Genomic DNA, 4,765 nt, shown 5'->3' with positions numbered 1-4,765 from the left:
GACGACACGTCCGACCAACAGCACACCGGGCAGCCGCCCCACGACGGCAAAGGCCCCCTCCCGGGGTCACGAATCCGGGTCAAGGACCCGTCCGAAGTCACAGACCGACGGTCGCGCGACCCCCGTCGCGCCCCACCGTCCAGCCGACGACACGTCCGACCAACAGCACACCGGGCAGCCGCCCCGCGACGGCAAGGGACCCCATCCAGGGTCAGGAATCAGGATGCGCACGGTCCGAAGTCACCGGCCGACAGTCGCGCGACCCTGTCACCCCCCACCCTCCAACCGACGCCACCTCCCACCGACAGCACACCGGGCAGCCACCCCGGGACGGCAAAGGCCCCGTCCGCGCACGCAGCCGGGATCGGACGCGCCGAGGGCGCCCTGCTCCGGACCGTGCGGCCCGGGGCGGAGCGCCCTCGGTGAGAACTGCTGCGGACCTGCTCAGCCCTTGAGGAGCTGGCGGGCCAGGCGGGCGGTCTCGGACGGGGTCTTGCCGACCTTCACGCCCGCGGCCTCCAGCGCCTCCTTCTTGGCCTGCGCGGTGCCGGAGGAGCCGGAGACGATGGCGCCGGCGTGGCCCATGGTCTTGCCCTCGGGCGCGGTGAAGCCCGCCACGTAGCCGACGACCGGCTTGGTGATGTGCTCCTTGATGTACGCCGCCGCACGCTCCTCGGCGTCGCCGCCGATCTCGCCGATCATCACGATCAGGTCGGTGTCGGGGTCGTCCTGGAACGCCTGCAGGGCGTCGATGTGGGTGGTGCCGATGATCGGGTCGCCGCCGATGCCCACCGCCGAGGAGAAGCCGAGGTCGCTCAGCTCGTACATCATCTGGTAGGTCAGGGTGCCGGACTTGGACACCAGGCCGATCCGGCCGGCCGAGGTGATGTCGGCCGGGATGATGCCGGCGTTCGACTGTCCGGGGCTGATCAGACCCGGGCAGTTGGGGCCGATGATGCGGGTCTTGTTGCCCTTGGCACCGGCGTGGGCCCAGAAGGCGGCGGTGTCGTGGACCGGCACGCCCTCGGTGATCACGACGGCCAGGCCGATCTCGGCGTCGATGGCCTCGACGACGGCGTCCTTGGTGAACTTCGGGGGGACGAAGATGACGGTGACGTCCGCGCCGGTGGCCTCCATGGCCTCCTTGACGGTGCCGAAGACCGGTACCTCGGTACCGTCGACGTCGACCTTCTGGCCGGCCTTGCGGGGGTTCACACCGCCGACGATGGCGGTGCCGGAGGCGAGCATGCGGCGGGTGTGCTTCATGCCCTCGGAGCCGGTCATGCCCTGGACGATGACCTTGCTTTCCTTGGTGAGGAAGATAGCCATGGTGTTGACCGAGTTCCTTACTTCGCAGCCGCGAGCTCGGCGGCCTTGTCGGCCGCTCCGTCCATGGTGTCCACCTGCTGCACCAGCGGGTGGTTCGCGTCGGTCAGGATCTGCCGACCGAGCTCCGCGTTGTTGCCGTCCAGACGGACGACCAGCGGCTTGGTGACGTCCTCGCCCTTGGACTTCAGCAGCTCCAGGGCCTGCACGATGCCGTTGGCCACCGCGTCGCAGGCGGTGATGCCGCCGAAGACATTGACGAAGACGGACTTGACGTCCGGGTCGCCGAGGATGATCTCCAGACCGTTGGCCATCACCTCGGCGGAGGCGCCGCCGCCGATGTCCAGGAAGTTGGCGGGCTTGACGCCGCCGTGGGCCTCGCCGGCGTAGGCGACGACGTCCAGGGTGCTCATGACGAGCCCCGCGCCGTTGCCGATGATGCCGACCTCGCCCTCGAGCTTGACGTAGTTCAGACCCTTGGCCTTGGCGGCGGCCTCCAGCGGGTTGGCCGCGGCCTTGTCCTCGAGCGCCTCGTGCTCCGGCTGGCGGAAGTCGGCGTTGGCGTCCAGCGAGACCTTGCCGTCCAGCGCGACGATCTTGCCGTCACCGGACTTGATCAGCGGGTTGACCTCGACCAGCAGGGCGTCCTCGGCGACGAAGACCTTCCACAGGGTCTGCAGGACCTCGGCGACCTGGTCCGCGATCTCGGCCGGGAACTTCGCGGCGGCGACGATCTCGGCGGCCTTCTCCGGGGTGCAGCCCTCGTTGGCGTCCACCGGGATCTTGGCGAGCGCGGTCGGGTTGTTGACCGCGACCTCCTCGATCTCCATGCCGCCCTCGACGGAGGCCATGGCCAGGAAGGTGCGGTTGCTGCGGTCCAGCAGGAACGAGACGTAGTACTCGTCCTTGATGTCGGCGGTGGCGGCCAGCATCACCTTGTGGACCGTGTGGCCCTTGATGTCCATGCCCAGGATCTGGCCGGCCTTGGCCACCGCGTCCTCGGGGTCGGAGGCCAGCTTCACGCCGCCGGCCTTGCCGCGGCCGCCGGTCTTGACCTGCGCCTTGACGACGGCTCGGCCGCCGAAGCGCTCCGCAACGGCGCGCGCGGCCTCCGGGGTGTCGATGACTTCACCGTCCAGCACCGGTACACCGTGCTTGGCGAAGAGGTCCCTCGCCTGGTACTCGAACAGGTCCACGCGCGTCCGTCCTTGTTCGTGATCGCGGTTGTGTGTCTGTGAGCGTGCCGCCGCGGGGTCGTCGCTGTGGTTTTCGTGACGAGAGCGGTACGCAGGAAACCTTGCGTCCACCACATCGCTACGGGCGCACACGTCGGCCGAGCACGCGGCATGTCCGTCTTGCAGGCTATCCCCGTGCGACAGGGACCTTTCAACCGGAGGGGCCTCTGCGTTCGTGAGAACCATCACAACGGGCGTGCGGGACGGCTCATGCGCCCCGGAGGCGCACCTGGAAACCTCCACACAAGGCCGACAAGTCCTTCATGCAGCTTGCTTTTGGCATTCCGCTCCGGGACTGTGGATCGGTAACAGAATCATCACTCAGCGTAGTGGACGTCTGATGCACAGCGCACGTCACCGCGCCCGGCGCCGCCGCGCGGACCAGGGCTCCGACCCCGACAGCGGCCCCGAGGGCGACCCTGACGTCGGCAGCGGTCGCGACACCCGTGCGGACGACGGTCCCGCCGGGGTCCCCGACTGCGCGCCGGACCGCCCGGAGCGTGCCGCCGCACTGAGCGCGGCCCGGACGGTCTGGCCGATGGACCGCCAGGCCGCGGCCACCCTGCCCGGGGCTCCCGAGGCCGTCTCCACCGCCCGGCGCTTCGTCCGGATCACCGCGGCCATGTGGCGGCTGGCCGAGGACCTGGTCGGCGATGCCGAGCTGTGCATCTCCGAACTGGTGGGCAACGCCGTGATGCACACGGACAGTCACCGGGTGCACTGCCGGATCTGGAGTGCGCGGCAGACCCTCTTCCTCGAGGTCGACGACGAGGGGCGGCTGCGGCTGCCGTCCGTGGCACCCGCCGACGACGAGGACGAGCACGGCCGGGGCATGCTCCTGGTGGAGACCTTCGCCGAGGCGTGGGGCACCGTGCCCCGCCCCGGGCTCTCGGGCAAGACCGTCTGGGTGGCACTGCCCATGCCGACCGCCCTGCGGGCGTCCTGATCAGCCGGGGCCGAGGACTCCCTCGCCGGGTATCGGGAGCGGTCTGCGCTCCAGGGCCGCAGCCATGATCTCGGGGAAGTGGTCCGGGGTGCAGGCGAACGCGGGTACGCCGAGCGCGCCCAGCGAGGCGGCGTGCTCACGGTCGTAGGACGGCGCGCCCTCGTCCGAGAGCGCGAGCAGCGCGACGAACTGCACACCCGCCGCCTTCATCGCGGCCACCCTCCTCAGCATCCCGTCCCGGACACCGCCCTCGTAGAGGTCGCTGACCAGGACCACCACCGTCTCGCCGGGCCGGGTGATCCGCGCCTGGCAGTAGGCGAGCGCCCGGTTGATGTCGGTGCCGCCGCCCAGCCTGGTGGCGAAGAGGACGTCCACCGGATCGGTGAGCTGCTCGGTGAGGTCGACCACCGAGGTGTCGAAGACCACCAGCCGGGTGCTCAGCGACCGCATGGAGGCCAGGACGGCACCGAAGACCGCCGAGTGGACCACCGAAGCCGCCATGGAACCCGACTGGTCGATGCAGAGGATCACCTCCTTGCGGACCGCCCTGCGGGCCCTGGCGTAGCCGATCAGCCGCTCGGGCACCACGGTGCCCGTGGTCCGGTCCCCCCCGGGTGGCAGATAGTGCCGGAGGTTGGCGTGGATCGTCCGGTTCCAGTCGATGTCGCGGTGGCGCGGACGCTCGGTGCGGGCGGTGCGGTCGAGTGCTCCCCCGACGGCGGCGCGGGTGCGGTCCGCCAGCCGGCGCTCCAGATCGGACACGACCCTGCCGACCACCGCCCTCGCCGTCTCCCTGGTGGTCTCCGGCAGTGCGTGGCGCAGCGACAGCAGCGTGCCGACCAGGTGCACATCGGGCTCGACCGCCGCCAGCATCTCGGGCTCCAGCAGCAGACGGGAGAGGCCCAGCCGGTCGATGGCGTCCTGCTGCATCAGCTGCACCACGGGGGTGGGGAAGTACTCCCGGATGTCGCCCAGCCAACGGGCCACCTGGGGGGCCGAGCCGCCCAAACCCGCGCTGCGGGTACCGCCGCGGCCCGTCCCGGCCGGGGCGGTGCCCTGCCCGCCGCGGTAGAGGGCGGCCAGGGCACGGTCCATGGCGGCGTCCCGGCCTCCGAGCCGGCAGCCGGTCCCGTCCTGCTCGCCGCCCAGGACCAGGCGCCAGCGGCGCAGACGCTCGTCGTCGGTGCGGTCATCCATGGGCGGAGTGGTCATCTGCGGATGCTCCTCTCGGGGCGGATGCCGGCCCGGTCGCGGGCGG

The 4,765-nt window shown here is 71.0% G+C and carries 4 protein-coding genes; 1 reads left to right on the top strand and 3 read right to left on the bottom strand.

Going from position 1 to position 4,765, the window contains the following annotated elements; genetic code table 11:
* Window positions 1–444 precede the first annotated feature (444 nt).
* Window positions 445–1,329: a succinate--CoA ligase subunit alpha gene (sucD, locus tag AOK09_RS30075; protein WP_055590393.1), complete on the bottom strand. Its 885-nt coding sequence runs from the start codon at window positions 1,327–1,329 to the stop codon at window positions 445–447.
* A 17-nt stretch (window positions 1,330–1,346) separates the two neighbouring features.
* Entirely contained in the window at window positions 1,347–2,522 is a 1,176-nt protein-coding gene (gene sucC / locus AOK09_RS30070) for an ADP-forming succinate--CoA ligase subunit beta (RefSeq protein WP_055590392.1), read from the bottom strand.
* Between the two features lie 379 nt (window positions 2,523–2,901).
* On the opposite strand from sucC, the gene AOK09_RS30065 reads away from it, so the two are divergent.
* Window positions 2,902–3,507: an ATP-binding protein gene (locus AOK09_RS30065; RefSeq protein ID WP_055590391.1), complete on the top strand. Its 606-nt coding sequence runs from the start codon at window positions 2,902–2,904 to the stop codon at window positions 3,505–3,507.
* On the opposite strand, the gene AOK09_RS30060 is transcribed toward AOK09_RS30065, so the two are convergent.
* Window positions 3,508–4,719 (bottom strand): VWA domain-containing protein, encoded by a 1,212-nt coding sequence (locus AOK09_RS30060; RefSeq protein ID WP_055590390.1) that lies wholly within the window; start codon window positions 4,717–4,719, stop codon window positions 3,508–3,510.
* Window positions 4,720–4,765 lie beyond the last annotated feature (46 nt).

Source organism: Peterkaempfera griseoplana, from assembly GCF_001418575.1.
In the GTDB taxonomy this organism is placed as follows: domain Bacteria; phylum Actinomycetota; class Actinomycetes; order Streptomycetales; family Streptomycetaceae; genus Peterkaempfera; species Peterkaempfera griseoplana.
This window is presented reverse-complemented; position numbering and strand designations above follow the sequence as displayed.